Origin of the sequence: Dietzia sp. KRD202, assembly GCF_017168155.1 — a bacterium.
Classification (GTDB): domain Bacteria; phylum Actinomycetota; class Actinomycetes; order Mycobacteriales; family Mycobacteriaceae; genus Dietzia; species Dietzia kunjamensis.
The window spans coordinates 20,733-39,220 of sequence record NZ_JABFAN010000143.1 but is presented as its reverse complement, the minus strand read 5'-3'; the positions used below and the strand labels follow the sequence as shown (position 1 = coordinate 39,220).

General features: G+C 65.1%; 18 protein-coding genes and 1 pseudogene. 13 read left to right on the top strand and 6 right to left on the bottom strand.

Annotated features, from left to right (window positions below; translation table 11 throughout):
* On the top strand, window positions 1–1,516 hold a 1,516-nt coding region (gene istA, locus J1M64_RS19540; RefSeq protein ID WP_206475263.1), incomplete at its 5' end, for an IS21 family transposase.
* Window positions 1,516–2,283, top strand: coding sequence for an ATP-binding protein (locus tag J1M64_RS19535; RefSeq protein ID WP_006898359.1), 768 nt, complete (start codon window positions 1,516–1,518; stop codon window positions 2,281–2,283). The genes istA (J1M64_RS19540) and J1M64_RS19535, both read left to right, overlap by 1 nt.
* Here J1M64_RS19535 and J1M64_RS19530 read toward each other — a convergent pair.
* The 4 genes and pseudogenes from J1M64_RS19530 to J1M64_RS20490 all read right to left on the bottom strand — a co-directional run.
* On the bottom strand, window positions 2,271–2,864 hold the full coding sequence (locus tag J1M64_RS19530) for a transposase family protein (RefSeq protein WP_233500122.1): 594 nt from the start codon (window positions 2,862–2,864) through the stop codon (window positions 2,271–2,273). The genes J1M64_RS19535 and J1M64_RS19530 overlap by 13 nt on opposite strands.
* Before the next feature lie 212 nt (window positions 2,865–3,076).
* The gene (locus tag J1M64_RS19525) at window positions 3,077–3,430 is read right to left on the bottom strand and encodes a hypothetical protein (RefSeq protein ID WP_006898361.1); all 354 of its coding nucleotides are present in this window, start codon (window positions 3,428–3,430) and stop codon (window positions 3,077–3,079) included.
* A gap of 29 nt (window positions 3,431–3,459) precedes the next feature.
* Window positions 3,460–3,762 carry a hypothetical protein gene (locus J1M64_RS20495; protein WP_307872494.1) on the bottom strand — a complete coding sequence of 101 codons (303 nt, stop codon included), beginning with the start codon at window positions 3,760–3,762 and terminating at the stop codon, window positions 3,460–3,462.
* A gap of 126 nt (window positions 3,763–3,888) precedes the next feature.
* Window positions 3,889–4,269, bottom strand: a pseudogene (locus tag J1M64_RS20490) (AMP-binding protein); the annotation flags it as partial.
* A gap of 200 nt (window positions 4,270–4,469) precedes the next feature.
* Here J1M64_RS20490 and J1M64_RS19515 point away from each other — a divergent pair.
* The 5 genes from J1M64_RS19515 (at window position 4,470) to J1M64_RS19495 (ending at window position 9,364) form a co-directional block, all read left to right on the top strand.
* Window positions 4,470–5,816: an IS1380 family transposase gene (locus J1M64_RS19515; RefSeq protein WP_233500123.1), complete on the top strand. Its 1,347-nt coding sequence runs from the start codon at window positions 4,470–4,472 to the stop codon at window positions 5,814–5,816.
* A 319-nt stretch (window positions 5,817–6,135) separates the two neighbouring features.
* Window positions 6,136–7,482 carry an IS1380 family transposase gene (locus J1M64_RS19510; protein ID WP_307872493.1) on the top strand — a complete coding sequence of 449 codons (1,347 nt, stop codon included), beginning with the start codon at window positions 6,136–6,138 and terminating at the stop codon, window positions 7,480–7,482.
* Window positions 7,483–7,640: 158 nt separating this feature from the next.
* Entirely contained in the window at window positions 7,641–7,880 is a 240-nt protein-coding gene (locus J1M64_RS19505) for a transcriptional regulator (protein WP_082924041.1), read from the top strand.
* Window positions 7,881–8,220: 340 nt separating this feature from the next.
* Entirely contained in the window at window positions 8,221–8,514 is a 294-nt protein-coding gene (locus J1M64_RS19500; protein ID WP_156523626.1) for a PLD nuclease N-terminal domain-containing protein, read from the top strand.
* 217 nt (window positions 8,515–8,731) lie between these two features.
* Window positions 8,732–9,364 carry an Abi family protein gene (locus tag J1M64_RS19495; RefSeq protein ID WP_067718710.1) on the top strand — a complete coding sequence of 211 codons (633 nt, stop codon included), beginning with the start codon at window positions 8,732–8,734 and terminating at the stop codon, window positions 9,362–9,364.
* A gap of 364 nt (window positions 9,365–9,728) precedes the next feature.
* Here J1M64_RS19495 and J1M64_RS19490 read toward each other — a convergent pair whose 3' ends face one another.
* Window positions 9,729–11,297 (bottom strand): SulP family inorganic anion transporter, encoded by a 1,569-nt coding sequence (locus J1M64_RS19490; RefSeq protein WP_067718707.1) that lies wholly within the window; start codon window positions 11,295–11,297, stop codon window positions 9,729–9,731.
* Window positions 11,298–11,429: 132 nt separating this feature from the next.
* On the opposite strand from J1M64_RS19490, the gene J1M64_RS19485 reads away from it, so the two are divergent.
* The 6 genes from J1M64_RS19485 (at window position 11,430) to istB (ending at window position 17,183) form a co-directional block, all read left to right on the top strand.
* Window positions 11,430–11,831 carry a MerR family transcriptional regulator gene (locus tag J1M64_RS19485; RefSeq protein ID WP_006898346.1) on the top strand — a complete coding sequence of 134 codons (402 nt, stop codon included), beginning with the start codon at window positions 11,430–11,432 and terminating at the stop codon, window positions 11,829–11,831.
* Window positions 11,832–11,993: 162 nt separating this feature from the next.
* Window positions 11,994–12,596 (top strand): recombinase family protein, encoded by a 603-nt coding sequence (locus tag J1M64_RS19480; protein ID WP_063972675.1) that lies wholly within the window; start codon window positions 11,994–11,996, stop codon window positions 12,594–12,596.
* 32 nt (window positions 12,597–12,628) lie between these two features.
* Window positions 12,629–14,053, top strand: a complete 1,425-nt coding sequence (locus tag J1M64_RS19475; RefSeq protein ID WP_206475264.1) for a Mu transposase C-terminal domain-containing protein — start codon at window positions 12,629–12,631, stop codon at window positions 14,051–14,053.
* The gene (locus tag J1M64_RS19470; protein ID WP_063972677.1) at window positions 14,053–14,865 is read left to right on the top strand and encodes an AAA family ATPase; all 813 of its coding nucleotides are present in this window, start codon (window positions 14,053–14,055) and stop codon (window positions 14,863–14,865) included. Before J1M64_RS19475 ends, J1M64_RS19470 begins: the two co-directional genes overlap by 1 nt.
* 273 nt (window positions 14,866–15,138) lie before the next feature.
* Window positions 15,139–16,395: an IS21 family transposase gene (gene istA, locus J1M64_RS19465; protein WP_156523599.1), complete on the top strand. Its 1,257-nt coding sequence runs from the start codon at window positions 15,139–15,141 to the stop codon at window positions 16,393–16,395.
* On the top strand, window positions 16,392–17,183 hold the full coding sequence (gene istB / locus J1M64_RS19460) for an IS21-like element helper ATPase IstB (protein WP_206475261.1): 792 nt from the start codon (window positions 16,392–16,394) through the stop codon (window positions 17,181–17,183). Before istA (J1M64_RS19465) ends, istB begins: the two co-directional genes overlap by 4 nt.
* Here istB and J1M64_RS19455 read toward each other — a convergent pair.
* Window positions 17,136–18,449, bottom strand: a complete 1,314-nt coding sequence (locus J1M64_RS19455) for an ISL3 family transposase (protein ID WP_206475260.1) — start codon at window positions 18,447–18,449, stop codon at window positions 17,136–17,138. The genes istB and J1M64_RS19455 overlap by 48 nt on opposite strands.
* Between the last annotated feature and the right edge of the window lie 39 nt (window positions 18,450–18,488).

Here is an 18,488-nt window from a genome sequence, read left to right as displayed (position 1 = left end):
GGAGATCGCGGCGGTGAAGAAGACGATCACCGCGTACGGCATCACCGCCGGCCAAGCGTCGTCGATGAACCCGGCCGAGATCGCCGGGATGTTCCCCGACGGGCGCAAACGCGTCTCGGAGGACTACACCAAGCCCGATTTTGATCGGGTGCTGGCGTCGATGAAGTTCAACCGGCACTTCACCATCCAGCAGGCCTGGGGCAAATATCTCGCGGACCCCGTCGGGGCCGGGAAGAAGTACGGGTACTCCCAGTACTGCGCCCTGTTCGCCGACCACGCCCGCATCAAGGACGTCGTGGCCACGCTGCATCACGAACCCGGCAGGACGATGCTGGTCGACTGGGCCGGCGACACCCTCGAGGTCCTCGACGCGGTCACCGGTGAGGTCACCAAGCTGTACTTGTTCGTGGCGGTGCTGCCGTACTCCGGTGCGGTGTTCTGTCGCGGTTTTACGGATATGAAGTCCCCGTCGTGGATCGACGCTCACGTCGCAGCGTTCGACTTCTTCGGCGGGACGCCGCAGATGGTGGTGCCCGACAACCCGACCACCGCCACCCACCGGCAGGCCAAGGGCGAGGCGGCCAGGGCTGTCAACGTCCGCTACCAGCAACTGGCCGACCACTACGGCACCGCGATCGTGCCGGCGCGGGTCCGCAAACCCCGCGACAAAGCGGCCGTGGAGTCAGCAGTGGAAGTGGTCAACAAGCGCGTGATCGGCTACCTCGCCGAGGAGGTGTGGACCACCGTCGAGGCCCTGAACGCGGCGATTGATGACCGCGTCGCCGAGATCAACACCCAGATTCGCCGGGCTGACGGTACGACACGGTGGGAGCGATTCGAGTCCGATGAGGCGCCGCTGCTGGCGGTGCTGCCAGACGACGGGTTCGCCACGGTGGAGTGGAAGCAGCTCAAGGTCGGACGGAACTATCACGTCTCCTGCGATTCGCAGTACTACTCGGTGCCGTACACCTTCGCCGGTCAACTGCTGCGGGTCCGGTTGACCGCGCAGTCGGTGACGCTCTTCGACGGTGACCAGGTCGTCTGCGAGCACCCACGGCGCCACGGCCGCAAAGGCCAGTACTCGACCGTGCTCGCTCACGCCCCGAAGGAGCACCAGGGTATCGACGGTCTGTGGTCCCGGCAGTGGTTCACCGACCGTGCCCGCGGGTTCGGCCCCGCCACTGAGCAGGTGATCGCCCAGATCCTTGATCGTCACGTGATCGAGGCGCAGGGCTATCTGGACTGCCAGAACATCCTCGAAACTCTCGGCAAGCGCAGTCGCCAGCGGCTCGAGGCAGCCTGCCAGGTACTGCTCAACCAGAACAGTGCCGGTAGCTACAGCGTGCTCAAACGCGTCATGGCGAGCATCGACTCCGACCACAAGGCGCCCCGGCCCGTGGTCCCGGCGGCGGCCACACGAAAACCGCCGCCACCGGCCGGGGCCCGAGACGACGGCGCGATTCAAGTCCGCTCGGCCGATCACTATGCGCGCGGCCGCAGCGGGGAGGGCGTGTGATGTTCACCGAGATCGATCACCAGAAGTTCCGCAACCTACGCATCACCCACGTGGCGACCCGGTTCGAGGAGCTCATCAGCGATGAGGCCAATGACGAGCTCACCCCGGAGCAGATCTTCCTCACCGCCGTCGACGACGCCCTAGACCAGCGCCAAGCCCACCGGATCGACAAGCTGATCCGCGCCGCGAAGTTCCCCATCCCGCAGGCCTCGATCGCGGAGATCAACTACCAGGAAGGACGCGGGATCACCCCGGTGCGGATGAAACGCTACGCCGGGCACCACTGGCGCCAAGACCCCACCAACCTGCTGGTCCTCTCACCGACCGGCGGCGGGAAAACCTACCTGGCCTGCGCGATCGGCATCGCCGCCTGCCAGAACGGGCACACCGTCACCTACGCCCGCATGGACGAACTCGCCCGGCGGCTGGTCATCGCCCGCGGCGACGGCATCCGCCACCAAAAAATGCTCAACGACCTGTCGGACGTGGAACTGCTGATCATCGACGACTTCCTCACCGTGGGCATCGACCCCGAGGCCGCGAACGACCTGTTCGCCGTGCTGGCCAACCGGGAGCACCGGCTGCCGACGATGATCGCCTCACAATCCCGACCGGCGTACTGGCTCGAGGCCCTACCTGACCGGGTGGCCGCGGACTCCATCGTCAACCGGCTGGCCAACAACGCCCGCGAGATCAACCTCGGCGAAGTCGACATGCGACGCCAACGCGACGACCAAGCCCGGGCGACCACCGGCTACTGGGAGTAACCCCCGACGGTGCCGGCCCGCCTCACGCGCGGGCCGGTTCCGGGTCGCCGGAACAGCGGTACCAACTCGCCGGACCCGCGGTACCGACAAGCCCTATCTGCCACGAAGTGTCCGGGCTGGTCGTAGACCATGGCGCGAGTCTCGGTGACCGCCAGGTCGTTGACGAGGTCCCATCCCAGCCCGAGTGCCTTGGCGACCGCGGACACGCTGGTGCGGTCGATCGCCAGACGCTGCAGGATCCAGCGGCTGCAGCGGCGGGTGGTCTTGGCCCGCGGCTCGGCCAACGCCGGCATGCGTTGCTGGAAGATCCTCGTGCCGCAGTCATCGTTGTCGCAGACAAAGCGTGGTACCCGCACGTGCAGTCTGGTGGGATGTCCGACGATCGGTAGATCCGTGACCTTCCGCTGGACGTGGTCGCGCAGGCGCCCCGCCATCCCGCACTCGGCGCAGATCGGGTCGAGTGTGACCGGGGCGCAGAACAGGTGCGTGAGCTCGTCGGCCACGGCGGCGTCGGTGATCGTCACCCCGAGCTCGACGGTGCGGCAGATGGTGTCGGCAAGCAGGCTGGCGGTAGCGTTCAAAGCGGGTCCTGGGGTGTTCGATGCGTGGCGTGAGAACCTGCATCGTCACACGCCCCAGGACCCCTACATTTTGTGCCTCACCGCATCACCGGCGAACCCCAGCTACGCACTCCGGATCCGGAAGGGCCACTTATCGCTCGGCTACAGGACGCCGGTCGTGGTCCAAATCGTCGATGGTCAAGGTAGGCCTCTTTCCAGGAGGTAGTGCAGAGTCAGCTGCTGACCGAGCCATAGAAGTGCAGGATCGGCGGCTGGTTCTCGGTATCGAGCGACTCCGACATGTCTAGGGTGCCGTCGGTAAGCGCTGCTCCGAGGCGGTCGACGGTGTCGGCGAGATCGTGGGTTTCGATCTCGTACATTGTCAGATACCTAGTCGGCGGGGCGCCAGAAGCATCGACAAGTTGTTCTTCGGCATACCGGTAACGTTTTCCCGAGACCACACCAGCAATTCGGTCAACGACTTGCGGTATGTGGATGTCGTCATACCAGCGGTTGAACTCGTCCTCCAGATTGTCCTTGGGCTGGACGTGGGCTATCAGAATTGCGCGAACTATGTTATCGGGCATTGTTGATGTCCTTCCAGTGTGAGGTTTCGCTACTGTGGCCGTAGCGAGGCTCGTCGCAGCTTTCCAACTTCGTTGCGCGGAAGCGCATCGACGAAGGTAACGACACGCGGCGATGCATACTTGCCCACATGTTGTGCGACAAGGTCTTTGAGTTGGCGGGTTAGTTCGTCGACGTCTATTCCGGGTTGTGGAGCCACTACGACGGCTCGCACCACATCACCGCGAGCATGATCGGCGTAGGCGACCGCGGCAGCTTCTGTGATTGCGGGGTGCTTGAGAATCGCATCCTCCACCTCGACCGGACTCACGTTATGTCCAGAGGTGATGATCATGTCGTCCGCTCGTCCCTCGATCATCCATCGCCCCTCGCCGTCGATGCGGGCTCGGTCTTCGGTGACAAAGACCTCACCGTGCCAACTTTGCTGCCACTGCGCAGGGGCATTTTCGTAACCTGCGGACATCTGATGCCGCGGTCGACGAACGGCGATGAGCCCGGGCTCATCTGCAAGCGATGGCGAACCGTCTGGGCCGACTAGAAAGGGATCGAAGCCCGGAATCGGGTGGGTGAGCATTCCCGGTCGTGCTGTCGGGCCGGGCCCGAAAGCGTCCCCTAGAACCATGCCGACCTCCGAGAGACCGTATCCGTTGCGGACTATCGGCGCGCCGGTCGATTCCCAGGAACTGGCCACAGTAGCGGTGAGCGGTTCACCTGCGGCGGCGACTGTGCGCAGCGTCTGAGGCACCCCGATCTCCGAAAACACCGGAGCCAGCCGACGGATCGCCGATGGTGCCGTCGCGAGCACACTCGCCTTGGTCTCGACAGCGACCCGGTGCCATGCTTGGGGATTGAAGGGTCCTGAGTAAACCCCGGTGTTTCATGGGGATCTGCGGATCGCTGGGCGCAAATAGACCGAAGTGCTCCCTGAACAGGGGAAACTGGGACTTGTCTAGAGCTACAGTTCCTCAAGCAGAAAGCACTCGGTAGGTGAAGCGTACTTCGTGGTCGTCTGGTCTGTCGTTCTGTGTCGATGATGTCGCGGTGATTTCTCACGCCGGGACCATCGCGCCACGCCTTCTGGCGGATCGCGTCGGTCTGACCGCCGAGCTGTCGGGGGCCATGGCGCAGCGCCGATCCATCCCGATCCATGACCGTGGCAGGGTGTTGACCGATGTCGCGGTGATGCTCACGGGTGGCGGGGAGTCCATCGCCGACATCCGCGTCCTGCGCCACCAATCCACGGTCCTGGGGCCGGTCGCCTCGTCCCCGACGGTGTGGCGCACCCTGGATGAGGTCACCGCCGGTAAACGCAAGAAAATCCAGGTCGCGCGGGCTCGTGCCCGGCGGCACGTGTGGTCCCACCTGCCCGGCGGGGTGCCCGCCTCGAAGTGCGCGGGCCGGGACCTGGGATCGACGATCGTGCTCGACGTGGACGCCACCATCGTGGCCACCCACAGCGAAAAAGAGCAGGCCGCGCCAACCTATAAGCGCACGTTCGGGTATCACCCGATCGGCGTGTGGTGCGACAACACAGAAGAGTTCCTCGCCGCGAGCTTGCGGCCGGGCAACGCCGGGTCGAACACCGCTGCCGACCACATCGATGTCCTGGGCCAGGCGATTGCGCAGGTCCCCGCCGCTCACCGGCGTGATGTGCTGATCCGCTCCGACGGCGCCGGCGCCTCCCACGCCCTGCTGGAATGGATCACCGACCAGAACCGCGTCCGCGGTCGGCAGGTGGAGTACTCGGTCGGATTCGCGGTCACCAACCCGATCCGGCGGGCGATCGCGATGGCTCCCGAGGCAACGTGGGGGCCGGCGTTGAACCAGGGCGGGGACCTGCGGCCCGGGGCTGAGGTCGCCGAGCTGACCGGGTTCCTCTCCCCACGGATGCTCGCCAAGTGGCCAGACGGGATGCGGGTCATCGTCCGCCGCGAACGACCCCACCCTGGCGCCCAACTGTCGATGTTCGAGGAACTCGACGGGTGGCGCTACCAGGCATTTGTGACCAACACCGCCGTCGGTCAACTGCAGTTCCTCGAAGCGCGGCATCGGGCGCACGCCCGCGTGGAGGACCGGATCCGACACGCCAAAGACACCGGACTCGGCCGCCTTCCTTCGCGGGAATTCGCGGTCAACCAGGCCTGGCTCGTCGCGGTCATGATCGCCGCAGACCTCATCGCGTGGACGCGGCTGCTGGCCTGCATCGGCGAGGCCGCCGTTCTCGCCTTGTGCGAGCCCAAAGCGATGCGCTACCGATTCCTGCACGTCGCGGCCCTGCTGACCCGCAGCAGCCGCCGACGACGCGTGAAAATCCCCGAAACCTGGCCGTGGGCCGTCGCCATCGAGGCGGTGTTCCACACGATCGCCGCGATCCCCAAACCCGCCTGACCTCACCTGCCCGCCCACGACAGCACCACCCGGAGACCCGCCCACCGGCAGCGCTAGCCGGAGCTTCCGCACGCCTACTCGCCAATCAGGACGCGACATCCGTAGAGAACCGAATCTCCCACACCCCATGAATCAGGGGGGCTAGCCCCGGTGTTTCATGGGGATCTGCGGATCGCTGGGCGCAAATAGACCGAAGTGCTCCCTGAACAGGGGAAACTGGGACTTGTCTAGAGCTACAGTTCCTCAAGCAGAAAGCACTCGGTAGGTGAAGCGTACTTCGTGGTCGTCTGGTCTGTCGTTCTGTGTCGATGATGTCGCGGTGATTTCTCACGCCGGGACCATCGCGCCACGCCTTCTGGCGGATCGCGTCGGTCTGACCGCCGAGCTGTCGGGGGCCATGGCGCAGCGCCGATCCATCCCGATCCATGACCGTGGCAGGGTGTTGACCGATGTCGCGGTGATGCTCACGGGTGGCGGGGAGTCCATCGCCGACATCCGCGTCCTGCGCCACCAATCCACGGTCCTGGGGCCGGTCGCCTCGTCCCCGACGGTGTGGCGCACCCTGGATGAGGTCACCGCCGGTAAACGCAAGAAAATCCAGGTCGCGCGGGCTCGTGCCCGGCGGCACGTGTGGTCCCACCTGCCCGGCGGGGTGCCCGCCTCGAAGTGCGCGGGCCGGGACCTGGGATCGACGATCGTGCTCGACGTGGACGCCACCATCGTGGCCACCCACAGCGAAAAAGAGCAGGCCGCGCCAACCTATAAGCGCACGTTCGGGTATCACCCGATCGGCGTGTGGTGCGACAACACAGAAGAGTTCCTCGCCGCGAGCTTGCGGCCGGGCAACGCCGGGTCGAACACCGCTGCCGACCACATCGATGTCCTGGGCCAGGCGATTGCGCAGGTCCCCGCCGCTCACCGGCGTGATGTGCTGATCCGCTCCGACGGCGCCGGCGCCTCCCACGCCCTGCTGGAATGGATCACCGACCAGAACCGCGTCCGCGGTCGGCAGGTGGAGTACTCGGTCGGATTCGCGGTCACCAACCCGATCCGGCGGGCGATCGCGATGGCTCCCGAGGCAACGTGGGGGCCGGCGTTGAACCAGGGCGGGGACCTGCGGCCCGGGGCTGAGGTCGCCGAGCTGACCGGGTTCCTCTCCCCACGGATGCTCGCCAAGTGGCCAGACGGGATGCGGGTCATCGGCCGCCGCGAACGACCCCACCCTGGCGCCCAACTGTCGATGTTCGAGGAACTCGACGGGTGGCGCTACCAGGCATTTGTGACCAACACCGCCGTCGGTCAACTGCAGTTCCTCGAAGCGCGGCATCGGGCGCACGCCCGCGTGGAGGACCGGATCCGACACGCCAAAGACACCGGACTCGGCCGCCTTCCTTCGCGGGAATTCGCGGTCAACCAGGCCTGGCTCGTCGCGGTCATGATCGCCGCAGACCTCATCGCGTGGACGCGGCTGCTGGCCTGCATCGGCGAGGCCGCCGTTCTCGCCTTGTGCGAGCCCAAAGCGATGCGCTACCGATTCCTGCACGTCGCGGCCCTGCTGACCCGCAGCAGCCGCCGACGACGCGTGAAAATCCCCGAAACCTGGCCGTGGGCCGTCGCCATCGAGGCGGTGTTCCACACGATCGCCGCGATCCCCAAACCCGCCTGACCTCACCTGCCCGCCCACGACAGCACCACCCGGAGACCCGCCCACCGGCAGCGCTAGCCGGAGCTTCCGCACGCCTACTCGCCAATCAGGACGCGACATCCGTAGAGAACCGAATCTCCCACACCCCATGAATCAGGGGGGCTAAGCGGCTTGCGGCGATGGCTATCCTCGCCGCCAGCAGTGGCACGGACTTCGCCTTCCTGCGTGACCGACTCCACCTCTCGGATTCAGACTTGTCCAAACAGATGTCAGCGTTGCGAGCCGCCGGCTACGTCAAAGTCCGCAAGTCCGGACGTGGGCAAGGAAGCACAACCACCTACACGATCACGCGAACCGGCAGCGCTGCATATCGTCGACACCGTCAGGCGCTTGAGGCCCTGCTGCAGGGAGACCGCTGAGGCCGCGGCTCCTTCACCGCACCTCGCGGCCCCGCGCAGCGCTCCACAAACAATCGATTTCGACCATTCGGAGCAGGCTGTCAGCACCGCCAAGCGAAGCTGCGAAATCCCGCCAATCGAAGTTGAGAGTCACAACGAGTTTGGTGAACCCCTGACCGTCCCGCCCGGGTGTACCCCATCGGGACACTAGGGCTCAGTTAAGGGATCCGCCACATAACGCCAATAGCGACGTTCAGCGTCTACCCTCGCCAGCACGATGCCCGACCGCGAGGAGGCCGCGCCGTAGAGGTGATCTCGACAGACCACTGGGGCGGTGCACTGCCGCGATAGGTTGATCGCGATGGACAGAACCGTAGTAGTTGCCGAGGCCGGACTGAGCGAATGCGTCCGAGAAAAAGCCTGCGATCCGAACTTCGGCCAGGTGTTTGCCATGGTCGGCGCCGCGTGGCTGCTCGTCGCGGTGTGGCTTGGCGTCAGCTTCTACGCAACGGTCGACATTCTCACTTCCAAGGTCGGCCTCGTGCACACCGTGTTGTGGCTACTCGTCGTGTGGATTCTGCCGATACTCGGAGCGATCGCCTGGATCAGGTATGCCGCCGTCACTGCTCGCGGCACCCAGCGCCCTCCATCATGACTCCGGCACCCCCTCCGCCAACGTCGGCCCCAGAGCCAGGCTGGATCCTCACCCTCCGAGCTGGCTCTAGACTGCCGAAATAGCAGTAACCCCGGGGGTGTGTACCGATATTTCGCGGCATTGACCTACCCGGGGCTTTCACAGCGAACATAACAGCAAACATGCTCGCAAACAAGCACGACCGGACCCGCCCCACGACGGAGAGTGACACCACCCGATGCAGGACCCCGAGGATCTCGCACGCTGGTTCTCCGCGCCTAGAATCTCCAGCTACCGCCACCACCCCGATCCAGCGGCACTCTACGGGTGGAACGCCCAGCTCGCGGCGGCCTATTTTGAGGTGATCGGCCATGTCGAGGTGCTTCTACGCAACTTCATCAGCGACCGCCTAGCCGCAGAGAGCCCGCTCCCCCACTGGTACGACGACCAGCAGCGCTACCAGTTCACCAGCACAGCCCAGAAGAGCATCCGCAAAGCCCGCAGCAGGCTACGCGACCCGGAGACCACCGGCCGAGTCGTGGCAGAACTGAGCTTCGACTTCTGGCGCTTCCTTCTCGTCCGAAACCACGAGGTCACCATCTGGCGTGTCCTTCGCCGCCACGGAATGGCCCACTACCCGCAACCCCAGCCTCGTCAGCCCTTCGAAGACTGCGTCCAACGCATCTACAAGCTCCGTAATCGGATCGCCCACCACGAACCCCTGATCCATCCCAACCCGGCCATGGAGACCAGGCGCCTAGACCAATTGTCTGCAGACCTCGACACCCTAGCTCGCTGGATCGACCCAGACGCCGCCGACTGGATCGCCTCCGTATCCCGGGTCTCCCAGGTCCGGTCGCTGCGGCCATGAGCAGAAACCTCGGCTCTGCACCTGTCCCGAACGGCCCTCCAGAGCGGAACCCCCATAGTCTCGCTACCCCTGTGACCTCAATGAACCCTGCTTCCTAAACCCTGCTTGAGACCTTGTGGACGATGGCGGCCCACGATGTACCGCAAGGTGGGCCCCAACGAAGCTATCGAATCTGGGCGATGAGAGTGCAGGTGGAGGCGATTAACTCGTGCACACCTAGCGAGGGCCAGAGGTTCGGAGAACTACTTCTGCCAAATGCATCCATGTCGATGTCTAAGCTGTGACTCTCAACTTCGTTTGGCGGGATTTCGCAGCTTCGTTTGGCGGCTCAGGTGAAGCCGGTGGCGAGGGTGGAGCGGCGGAGTCAGTGTTCGTCGCCGAGGTGGCCGGAGAGTTTGTCCAGACGATCGAGGCTCGATCCGTCAAGGCCGATGATCTCGACGGTCTTGCCCTTGGCGGCGTACTTGTGGGTGATCGCGTCCAGGGTGGCCACGGTGGAGGCGTCCCAGATATCGGCCTCGGTCAGGTCGATGACCACGTGCTGGGGGTCGCCGGTGTAGTCGAACTGGTAGACCAGATCGTTGCTGGAGGCCCAGAACAGTTCACCGCGCACTCGGTAGGTGCGGATGTCGATGGTGCCGTCGTGATTGACGTCGAGTTCAGAGTCCTTCTCCAGGCTCGTCATGTGGGCCACGCGGCGGGCGAACATGACCATCGCGGTGAGCACGCCGAGGATGACGCCGATGGCCAGGTTGTGGGTGATCACAGTCGCGGCGACGGTGACCGCCATGACGATCGTCTCCGGGAGCGGCATCAGGCGCAGGGTGCGTGGGTGGATGGAGTGCCAGTCCATGGTGGCCACCGAGACCATGATCATCACCGCGACCAGGGCAGCCATGGGGATCAGGCCGACGATGTCGCCCAACGCTACGACGAGGATGAGTAGGAAGATCCCAGCCAGCAGGGTGGACAGGCGGGTGCGGGCGCCGGACTGCTTGACGTTGATCATGGTCTGGCCGATCATCGCGCAGCCGCCCATGCCGCCGAAGAAGGCGGTGACGATGTTGGCCACGCCCTGGCCCCATCCCTCACGGGTCTTGTCGGAGCGGACCTCGGTGATGTCATCGACGAGTTTGGCGGTCATCATCGACTCCATGAGCCCGACCAGCGCCATCGCCAGGGCGTAGGGGGCGATGATTTGCAGCGTCTCCAACGTCCACGGCACGTCGGGGATGAATAGCGACGGCAGCGAGGAGGGCAGCTCGCCCTGATCGCTGACGTTGGGCATGGTCCAGCCGAAGAGCACGACCACGGCGGTGATCGCCACGATCGCCACCAGCGGGGCTGGCACCGCGGCCGAAAGTTTGGGGAAGAACACCATGATGAGCACGCCAGCGGCGACCATCGGGTACACCAGCCACGGCACACCCAGCAGGTGCGGGATCTGCGCGGTGAAGATCAGGATGGCCAGGGCGTTGACGAACCCGACCATCACCGACCGGGGGATGAAGCGCATGAGCTTGCCCGCCCCGATCACGCTCAACACGACCTGGAAGATGCCGGCCAGCAGCACGGTGGCGATGAAGTAGTCCAACCCGTACTCGCGCGCCACGGGGGCGATGACCAGGGCGATTGCGCCGGTCGCTGCGGAGATCATCGCGGGCCGTCCGCCGGTGAAGGCGATCGTCACGGCCATGGTGAAGGAGGCGAACAGCCCGACCCTCGGGTCCACTCCGGCGAGGATCGAGAACGAGATCGCCTCGGGGATGAGCGCGAGCGCGACGACCAGACCGGCCAAGACCTCGGTGCGCAGTCGGCGGGGGGAAGAGAAGGCGTACTTGAACGACGCGAGGACGCCGACGGGTGCGAGATCGTCATCCGAGCTGGCCGGGGGCGGGGACGAGGCCCCGGATGCGTGGGTGGGAGCTGTCACGGGGGTTTTCCTAACCGTGGAGGGAACATGACACACTCTCCCGTAACGGGAGGTTTGAAACCTACCGTAACGTCAGGTTTGGGTAGCGTTGAATTTGGGACCGACACCGTGACCTATTTCACGAGGAGTGTGATGCGGGAAGAGTCCGCACGAATGGTCGGTGAGGTCGCTGACTTCACCGGCCTGTCGATCCGCACGCTGCGCCACTACGACGACATCGGCCTAGTGGTGCCCTCCGGCCACACCGCCGGCGGATTCCGGCTCTACACCGACGCCGACATCGACCGACTGCTCCTCGTCCGGCGAATGAAACCTTTGGGCTTCTCGCTGGAACGCATGAAGCAGTTCCTCGAAGCCACCGACATCCTTACGGCGGCCCAACGCTCAGAATCGCCGGGGCTCGATGACTGGCACGCAGCTCGAATGACCGTCGAAGAGATCCGCGCCGAAGCTGAAGCGCGCTACCTCGAACTGCAGACCCAACTCGAGTACAGCGCCGAGTTCTTGCAACTATTCCGCCAGAGGTTTGACTAAGCAGGCTGATCCATAAACGACCGTTTTTGCTACAAGTGAACTCGAGCTCGCCGGATTTGGATACGCCGAGGTGGGCGGAAGCCAATTCTGTAGCGGAACCCAGTCTCAAAATCTATGTTTCTGATCTGCCCAGCAGCGACGAGTATTGCTACATTTGTCGGTATGGGCCACGCTTTCGGGTACGCACGGGTGTCGACTGGCGATCAAGACGCCCGACTGCAGCACGATGCCCTCGCCGCTGCCGGCTGCTACAAGGTCTTCACCGACACCGCCTCCGGGACATTGGCCTCCCGCCCAGAGTTGGGAAAGCTCCTCGATCAACTGCGCCCGGGCGACACCCTCGTGGTCTGGCGACTGGACCGGCTGGGCCGATCGATTCGGCATCTGATCGATCAGCTGACCGAGTTGCAGGAACGCGGCATCGAGTTTCGCTCCCTGCAGGAAAACATCGACACCGGGTCCTCGGGCGGGCGGCTGGTGTTTCACATCTTCGCCTCGCTGGCGGAGTTCGAACGAGACCTCATCTCCGAACGCACCCACGCCGGCCTTGAAGCCGCCCGAGCCCGTGGCCGTAGAGGTGGGCGTCCGCCGTTGTTGTCCGGGGACAAACTGCGCACCGCCCGCAAGCTCTACGAGCAACAAGACATGACCGTCGCCCAAATCGGCGAGGTCCTGGGGGTCAGCCGCACCACCGTCTACCGAGCGCTGCAACGCGGGGCCGATAAGCCCCCGGCTCCGCGCCGACAGAAGTCGACGACGGCGTAGCAATGAGCGGGGGCAGTGAACCTCAAGGTTCGATCGGCGCCCCCGCTGGTGCGAAGACTGCCGCGGCCCGATGGCAGGTCCTACGCCAACACGTGGAGAGCGGGGTCCCGCTGACCCAGTTGGCCGCAGCCGAAAAGGGCGGGGAACGCACTTTGCAACGCTGGCTCGCCGCGTATAGAAAGGGCGGGATCGCCGCGCTGGCTCCGGCAACGCCACCCAAGCGTGGGCGGCGCACCCACCCAGACCTTGTGGCCTACATCGAAGGCCTGGCGCTGAGTACGCCTCGGCCGTCCACCGCGGCGATCTTCCGCAAGGCCGCCACGACCGCCACCCGCCGCGGATGGCCGATGGTCTCCGCGAGCACCGTGCGGTCCATCGTGACCGGTCTGGATCCCGGCATGGTGACCTTGGCTCACCAGGGCGCAGCGGCCTACCGGGACACCTACGAGTTGGTGTGGCGCCATCGAGCCGAGCGGGCCAATGCCACCTGGCAGGCCGACCACACCGAACTCGACATCCTCATCCTCGACGCCAACGGGCGGCCCGCCCGGCCGTGGTTGACCGTCATCCTCGACGACTACTCCCGGGCGGTGTGCGGCTACATGGTCTTCCTCGGTGCACCCTCGGCGATGAACACCGCGCTGGCGTTGCGGCACGCGATCTGGCCGAAGAACGATCCGAACTGGCCGATGTGCGGCCTGCCCGATGTGCTCTACGTCGATCACGGGACCGACTTCACCAGTCACCATCTCGCCCAGACCGCCAATGACCTGCATTTTCAGATCATCTACTCGACCATCGCCAGACCACAGGGCCGCGGCAAGATCGAGCGAATCTTCGGCACGATCAACACCGAACTCCTTGCCGAGCTGCCGGGCTATCTCACCCGCGGTCAGCGGCACCCCGAGCCGGTACTGACGCTGCCCGAACTCGACACCGCGATCGGCGAGTTCATCAGTGCCAAGTATCACCGCCGGACCCACCCGGAGACTGGCGACAGCCCCTACCGGACCTGGATCGGTGACGGGTGGCTTCCCCGCCTGCCCGAGACCATTGATGATCTCAACCTGCTGCTGTTGACCGTGGCCAAAACGCGCATCGTCCACCGCGACGGAGTGCGCTTCCAGGGCCTGCGGTACGTCTCGCCGCTGCTGGCCGCCTACGTCAAAGAGCAGGTCGTGATCCGGTACGACCCCCGCGACATTTCCGAAATCCATGTCTTCCACAAGAACCAGTACATCTGTAAGGCCGTGGACCCCGATCACGCATCGACCACCGTCAGTCTCAAAGACATTCAGCACGCGCGCGCAGTCCGCCGACGCGAGCTACGTGGCCAGATCGCCGAACGCATTGCCGTCGTCACAGGCCACCAAGGCCCCTCGTTTCCGGCCTCGCCGGCACCGACCTCACCAGCCCGGAGGAAGACGAAGCTTCGCACCTACCTGGAGGATGACTGATGTCTCCGCAACGGTTCATCGCCACCAAACAGCACCGTAGATTCGTCGAGTTCGCCGACGCCGTACGCCGCCAACGCACCATTGGCATCTGCTACGGCCAAGCCGGGATCGGTAAGACACTGTCCGCCAGACGGTATGCGAACTGGCACAAAGCCGAGCGGCTCCTCGAGGAATGGGGACCACGCGATGACTCCGATTTCCCGATCTATGCCGCCCTGGCCAGGAAACGGACAGTCTTCTACACCCCCACGGTCCTGAGCACTCCGCGTCAGGTCAGAGACGATCTCACCGGCCTGACAGTCCAGGTATCTGCGTGCATCGACGAGCATCTGATCAACACCGGAGAACTGCAGACGCGACCCAGGACTCTGGGAAGGCACGTCGAGCTGATCATCATCGACGAATCCGACCGCCTTAACGCCACCGCCCTGGAAATGGTGCGAGACCACTACGACCGCGACAACGTCGCCGTCATCCTCATCGGCATGCCCGGGATCGAGAAGAGATTCAGCCGCTACCCGCAGCTCTACAGCCGCGTCGGGTTCGCCCACGAGTACCGGCCACTGAGCAAAGACGAGCTGCGATTCGTGCTCGAACGTCGCTGGCCCAAATACGGCCACCCCCTCGATCCCGACGACTTCACCGACGCTCAAGCCCTCGCCGCGATCGCACGGATCACCCGCGGCAACTTCCGCCTCGTCGACAGACTGTTCACGCAGATGGAGCGCATCATGCAGATCAACGAGCTCAACACCATCACCGACGACGTCGTCGAAGCCGCCCGATCCACCCTCGTCATCGGCATCACCTGACACCGCCAAACGAACCTGCGAAATCCCGCCAAACGAAGGTGAAAGTCACAACTGGAGCGCAGCGCTAAAAGTCCGGTCCTTCGACTACGGCGCTTCGAAGATGGCCGGGAACTTCGACTTTCGAGCGATTGAGTCAATGATTGTCTTCGCCGTGTCAGCTATCCCGGTCGCAACGGATTACATCGAGGCGCCAAGAGGCGAGGCTTGTCGACGGCGGGTGAATACTGACCCCCGGGTGACGGGTGAATCTTGACCCCTCCCGACCCTGGGAGGGTGATTGCAGTGGAGCAGTGGGCCGAGATACGCCGGTTGCATAACAGCGAGGGTGTGCCGATCAAGGAGATCTCCAGGAGGCTGGGAATAGCGAGGAACACGGTGCGTTCGGCGTTGGCCTCATCCGAGCCGCCGAAGTACAAGCGAGCCCCGAAGGGATCGCTGGCCGATGCGTTCGAACCGGAGATCCGCAAGTTGCTGGCGGAGTATCCGACGATGCCGGCCACGGTGATCGCCGAGCGGATCGCCTGGCCGCACTCGATGACCGTGCTTAAGGACCGCGTGCGAGCGATCCGCCCCGAGTACCGCGGGATCGACCCGGCGGACCGCATCGAGCACAAGCCCGGTGATACGACGCAGTGCGATCTGTGGTTCCCCAAAACGCCGATCCCGCTGGGCGCAGGTCAGAGTGCCCAGATGCCGGTGTTGGTGATGACGCTGGCGTTCTCGAGGTACATCTCGGCGACGATGATCCCCTCCCGGATGGCCGGGGACATTTTGGCCGGGATGTGGCTGCTGCTGGGCCGGCTCGGCGCTGTGACGCACCGCCTGTGGTGGGACCGGGAATCGGCGATCGCCACCTCGGCGGGCAAGCCGACGGTCGATGCCGCCGCGTTCGCCGGCACGTTGTCGTCGAAGCTGGTCATCGCCCCGCCTCGAGACCCGGAGTTCAAGGGCATGGTCGAACGCCACAACGGCTACCTCGGCCAGTCGTTCATGGCCGGCCGGACGTTTACTGGCCCCGACGATTTCAATGACCAGCTCACCGAGTGGCTGGAAACAGCCAACTCGCGCACCGTGCGAGTGTTGGGAACTCGACCCGTCGACGCACTAGTCGAGGACCGGGCCCGGATGCTCGCCCTTCCGCCGGTCGCACCGGCAACGGGCCTGCGCACGACGGTGAGACTGGCGCGGGACTACTACGTCCGTATCGACTCGGTGGACTACTCGGTCGACCCCCGCGTGATCGGTCGCCTGGTCGAGGTAGTCGCCAGCCTGCATACGGTGACGGTGACCTGCGCGGGCACCCTGGTGGCTGAGCACCGCCGCAGCTGGTCCCGCCGCGGGACGGTCACCAACCCCGAGCATGTGGAGCTGGCCAAGCAACTGCGCGTGGAGTACTGGCAGCGGACCCGCGAGCAACCACCGATGAGTTCGTTCACCGATCCGGTGGTGCGCTCGCTGCGCGACTACGACGACCTCTACGACGTCGACTTCGCCGGGAACGCAGCATTGGATTCGGAGGTGTCGGCATGAGCGACGACGCCTCTTCCCAGATCGCCTACGCAGCCCGGGTGCTCAAGACCCCGACCATCTCGGGCGTGTTCGCCGACCTCGCCGATACCGCCCGTAGGCAGGGCTGGACCTACGAGGAGTACCTGGCCGCAGTCTTGGGCCGGCAGGTCGCCGACCGAGAGGCCTCCGGCATCCAGGTCCGCACGCGAGCCGCACACTTCCCGCAGGTCAAGACGCTCGAGGACTTCAACGTCGACCATCAGCCCACCTTGCGCAAAGACGTGCTCGCGCACTTAGCGACGAGCACTTACATCGGCAAGGCCGACAACGTAGTCCTGCTCGGGCCGCCCGGAGTGGGCAAGACCCACCTGGCGATCGCCCTCGGATACAAGGCGATTGCCGCCGGCTACGCCGTGCAGTTCGACACCGCCGTCGGCTGGCTCGCCAGGCTGCAGGCCGCGCACGCCGAGAACCGCCTCGAGGCCGAGCTGCGCAAGCTACGGCGCTACAAGCTGCTCATCATCGACGAGGTCGGCTACATCCCGTTCGACTCCGACGCCGCCAACCTGTTCTTCCAGCTCGTGGCTCACCGCTACGAGCAGGGCTCGATCCTGGTGACCTCGAACATGCCATTCGGCCGCTGGGGCGAGATCTTCGCCGACGACATCGTCGCCGCCGCGATGATCGACCGTCTCGTCCACCACGCCGAGGTACTCACCCTCGGCGGCCAGTCCTACCGGACCAAAGCGGCTCTTCCGGAATCAGAGTGCATTGATCCGATCCTGAAGCCGGCCGGAGTGGATCAGTGACCGCAAGATGTAGTGCTTGAGGTTGCGGAAGCCCAGGGCGATTCCGCGGAGGTGCTCGAGCCTGCCGTTGATGGCCTCGACGGGGCCGTTGGAGGCACCCACGTCGAAGTAGGCGAGGATCTCGCGGCGGCGCTTCCATAGCGACCGGCCCAGCTGGGCGAGCTCGGGCAGCTCCTTGGGCACGCCGGCCCGGATCGAGCGCAGGAGCTTGTACATCGCGATCTTGCCCTCCCGCCTGCCCGAGGCCTCGTAGGCGGCGATGAGTCGCTGGTAGACGCCGTAGGTGACCTCCACCGCGACGTGCGCATCGTTGGCGGTGAACGCCTTGAACAAGCGCACTTTCTGCTTGTCGGTCAGCAGCTCGGCCCGGGTGTTCAACGTCCTGCGGATGCCGTACAGAGGATCGCCCGTGCGGCCCCGGTGCCCGGTGGTGGCCTGCTGGATCCGTTGGCGGCACACGGTGAGCTTGTCGGCGGCAAGATGTACGACGTGGAACGGGTCCATCACCGTCCGGGCAGCGGGAACGGCCTTGGCGGCGGCGGAGTGGTAGCCGGCGAACCCGTCCATCGTGACCACCTTGACTCGATCTCGAAACACCTGGTCACGGGCGTCGAGCCACTCGGTGAGCACCTTCGCCGAACGCCCCGGGACCATGTCCAACAGGCGAGACGGGCCGGTGCCGTCCACGACCGGGGTCAGGTCCACCAGCACGGTGACGAATGAGCTGCTGCCGTCACCGCGCACGTGCTTCCATTTGTGCTCGTCGACTCCGAGAATGCGGACGCCGTCGAAGTGGCCGGGCTGGTCGTAGACGATCGTGCGAGTCTCCGACAGTGCTAGATCGTTGACCAGATCCCACCCCAGCCCGAGGGCCTTCGCGACCGCGGACACGCTGGTGCGGTCGATCGCCAGACGCTGCAGGATCCAGCGGCTGCAGCGACGCGTGGTCTTGGCCCGCGGCTCAGCCAACGCCGGCATCCGCTGCTGGAAGATGCGCGTCTCGCATTCGATGTTGTCGCAGGTGAAGCGCGGTACTCGCACATGCAGCCTGGTGGGATGCCCGACGATCGGCAGATCGGTCACCTTCCGCTCGACGTGGTCTCGCAGGCGCCCCGCCATCCCGCACTCGGCGCAGATCGGGTCCAGTGTGACCGGGGCGCAGAACAGGTGCGTGAGCTCGTCGGCCACGGCGGCGTCGGCGATGGTCACCCCCAACTCGACGGTGCGGCAGATGGTGTCGGCAAGCAGGCTGGCGGTAGCGTTCAAAGCGGGTCCTGGGGTGTTCGATGCGTGGCGTAGGAACCT